The organism is Candidatus Ichthyocystis sparus (assembly GCF_900078745.1).
Lineage (GTDB): Bacteria > Pseudomonadota > Gammaproteobacteria > Burkholderiales > 2013Ark19i > Ichthyocystis > Ichthyocystis sparus.
Map to the genome: position 1 here is coordinate 1 of NZ_FKII01000015.1, position 2850 is coordinate 2850.

Annotated in this window: 1 protein-coding gene; it reads left to right on the plus strand. The window is 39.7% G+C overall.

Annotation, left to right across the window (positions count from 1 at the left end; all coding sequences use genetic code 11):
* The coding region (locus tag A6733_RS08645; protein WP_176696729.1) for a hypothetical protein at window positions 1-2850 on the plus strand (2850 nt) is incomplete at both ends.

A 2850-nucleotide genomic window follows, 5' to 3' on the forward strand; every position in this document is an offset into this window, starting at 1 on the left:
GAAGACGGATCGTTGAGTCGTGTTTGTTGTGAGGATGTTATTAATGTTATCGATGTTGCTGCTGTTCCCGTAGTAGCACTTTCAGGTTCAAAAAGACGTAGGTCAAAAGGGAAGTTATCAAGAGCAGCTCTTTCAGATTTAAAAAAACGTAAGTTAAAAGGGAAGTTATCAAGAGCAGCTCTTTCAGATTTAAAAAAACGTAAGTTAAAAGGGAAGTTGTCAGGAGCAGCTCCTTCAGGTTTAAAAGGACGGGTAGGTACCGCATCCAAATCCAGTACTGCTGATGTTTCTTCTCCAGACATTAATGCTGATCAGGATATTTGCGCTTTACTGGGAGTTAGTTTACATCCTGATAGTGTCAAAATAATTAGCGATCTCCTTTCTAAATTTGATGTACTAGCTGGAGGTTCTTACAAACGTATGATAGACAGACAACTTCCATCAAACGCCAGGGATAAACTTACGGCGACCGGACATGCTATTTGGTACGGTACTTATAAGGTACTGTGTGAAGTTAATTTTGTGCATAAATGTTTTCGTGAGTATCATTCTAAGCACAGACCTGGTTTTATACGTTCTCTTCCTGACATTAAAGTATTGTCTAGTTCTTCTGTCGGTGATGTAGAGAGGTTGACTGGAGATGCGTTGCTGAATTTTTTATTGAGACTAGATTCTGCTATCCGTAAGAGGGCAGAGCGTGTTTTTAACTCTAATTGGTTTGAAGTGGCTGATAGAGTTCCTAGTGCTCTAGAAGGTGAGTCTTTGGATGCTGTTAATTGTAAAGATTTTACCGATGTCCTAGATATTGCTGGTATTCCCTCAATAGCATCATCTTTAATATGGAATTTGAAATCAGGATGTGCAGGTAGCAGAAGTAATGTTTCCGCTGTTTCCCTAATGGAACCATCTTTAATGTCGTATTTGAAAACACGATATTCAGGAACAAATACAAGTGGTGAATATGTTGATAAGAGTACAACATCAGGAGATGGATCTTCTTTGGGTTATATTGTAGAAGGTGGACACGCGGGTAGCAGTAGTGTTTCTATTCCTGTTTATACTCATGCGGAGACAGGAATTGTTTGTGCTACTGTTGGAGTACCGCCCATTCAATATGCTGATTTGCTAGGTGTTAAGTTGCATCTTGGTAGTGCTGAGCTAATTTGTAGGCTCTTTCGTGATCTTCGTGAATCTGCAAGACTGTCTTATTCTCGTTCTATGTATAATTACCTCTCAACGGCTATGAATAGTGAACTTTCTACGATAGGGAGAGCTATTTGGTGCAAGATCTATAGAGAATTGCATCTATCTAGTTTTATGTCTAGGTGTCTATGTATATATCATTACAAGTACCGTCCTGATTTTATACGCACACTTCCTAGTATAAGGGTTTTATCAAGTACCTCTGATTGTGAGCTGGTTCCATTAAATGGAGGTGTTTTATTAGATTTTTTGTCGAAACTAGATTGTGCTGCTTTTAATGTAGTGCAGTCTGTATTTGAATCTCAGTGGGATGTAGTAGCTGGCAAAGTTTTTGCTAGACTAGAAGACGGATCATTGAGTGATGTTAGTTGTGAAGATGTTATTAGTGTCCTCGATACTGCTGATATTCCTGCATCGGCATTTTCAGCTCTACAAAGAAAAATTAGGACAGGTAAAGAGAAGGTATCAGGAAATAGTAGTGGTAAAGTTGCCAGTGGTGGTGCGACTTCAGTAAGTGCTACCACAGGTCTTGTGAGTCCTTCTTCCAGTTTGCAACTTCAGTCTGAATTATTATCTCAACCAGAAACTAAGTTATTATCTGAAGGTACTGGATCTTCTTCGTCTATTGTTATTGAGCCTGTTCCACAAAGAAGACATACGATAAGTAAAAAAAGCAAAAGATCAGGAAGTGGTAGTAAAATTATAAGTGATGGTACGGCTTCAGTAAGTGCTACCACAGGTCTTGTTAGTCCTTCTCCCAGTTCGCAATTTCAGTCTGAATTATTATCTCAATCTGAACCTGAGTTATTATCTGAAGGTACAGGGCCTTATTTGCCTGTTGTTACTGAGACTATTACTCAAAGACGTGTGATAAGTAAAGGCAAGACATCAGAAGGTAGTAGTAAATGTGCAGATGCTTGCAGTACTGCTACTCTTACTCATTCCTCGGTTATCTCTTCTGCGCGACTTCGGTCTGAATTATCACATCAATCTGAGACACAGTTAAGATCTTTGTTGCTATTTGATGAGGGGAAGCGTAATCAACCTTCTCGTAGATTTGTTAAATTGCTTTCTTATAGAGATCAACCTGCTAATTTATCTGATATTGTTGCTGTTTCTACTTCTGACGATCCTACTTCAAATTGTTCTGATTTTGGACCTTTAGTAGGTGAAGTATCTCCTGCTCCTTCATTTCAACCCTCTATTTCATTTGCACCCTTACCCTTATCTTCATCTCTATCTACTTCTGAGTCTGGGCCTCAATCTCAGCACGAGATGCAATTGGTATCTTTGTCTGGTGAGTGTTTTTCGAGAATTAGTGCTGATGTTTCAGTATCGACTCTGGAAGGTGACGCTTCTGATTTGAGAGCTTTAGAAGATGGAGCATCCTCATCTGCGTCTGATAGTGTTGTTGCTGTATCTTCCTCCTCTGTTTCTGCGTTTGCACCTTTGTCTGCACCTGCGTCTGAGTTGTTAGTAGCTTCTGATATTTCTTCCCCTTTGTTACCATTAGCTGAAGTTTTATCTATGCCAACTGTTTCTGATCAGTCTGGTGTTATCTCTACTTCTGTAGCACTACCTGGTGTCGAATCTTCTTCGCCTGTTGATGGGTATATTGCTGTGCCAACTCCCTCTGTCGGTTCTTTT